Source organism: Fulvivirga aurantia (assembly GCF_009711475.1).
In the GTDB taxonomy this organism is placed as follows: domain Bacteria; phylum Bacteroidota; class Bacteroidia; order Cytophagales; family Cyclobacteriaceae; genus Fulvivirga; species Fulvivirga aurantia.
Genome location: NZ_SMMD01000196.1, coordinates 1 through 929 on the forward strand (window position 1 = coordinate 1; position 929 = coordinate 929).

Sequence of the window (929 nt, forward strand, 5' to 3'; positions counted from 1 at the left end):
TAATAACACCAAAAATGGTCATATTAATGCTTTAAAACCAGTAATTGGCTGGACAGGCACACACTCAACACTCCCCTACCTCCAAAACATAATCTCAGCTATTAGAGAATTGGAAAAAGAAATTGACTTTACCTTTCTTATCATTGCCAATAAGAAGCCAGATATCGAATTAGATTCACTTCAGTTTATAAAATGGTCTAAGTCAACAGAAATTACAGATTTAATAAAAACTGATATTGGTATTATGCCACTAACAGATGATCTGTGGAGTAAGGGGAAATGTGGATTCAAGGCATTACAGTATCTTGCACTGGAAAAGCCCGCACTGGTAAGCCCAATTGGAGTTAACAAGCATATAATCCAAGAAGGGGTAACCGGTTTTTTTTGTGTATCAAAAGATGACTGGAAAAATAAATTACGGCAACTTTTAAGTGACCATTCACTGAGAAACGCAATGGGAAAAAGAGGCAGAGAGTTTGTTAAAAAAAATTACTCAGTTGATTCTAATTCAATTAATTTTTTATCTCTCTTTGAATAATTATACAGTAAAACTAAGCCTGTTAGGTAAAAAGGCATCATCGGTATTTTATACCTTGACAAGGTCCCAAAGTTATATGTTGAAATACCCACCGCAAATGCAAATACAATTGAAAAGACAAGACAAAAGGCCACTTCTTGTTGAAAAAGACAACTTACCAAATTCTTAATTCTAGATTTAATAAAAATCCAGCACGTAAAAAAGAAAAAAAATGAACCCTCAAGAGCTGAGAGTAACATTAAAGGGTTCTTTACCTCCCATATATAAGGTCTAAACAGTGAAACATTAATAGCAGCTGGAGCTAACCTCAACATACTGCCAAAAGTGCCATCCAACTCTCCAAGGTTATAGCCTGAGCCATCACCCATCCTTGCTCCCCAGCCAAACCTAA

The 929-nt window shown here is 35.5% G+C and carries 1 protein-coding gene; it reads left to right on the top strand.

Annotated elements, in window-relative coordinates:
* Positions 1 to 538 (top strand): glycosyltransferase (locus tag E1176_RS00625; protein ID WP_155208656.1); only part of this gene is annotated, 538 nt, incomplete at its 5' end.
* Between the last annotated feature and the right edge of the window lie 391 nt (positions 539 to 929).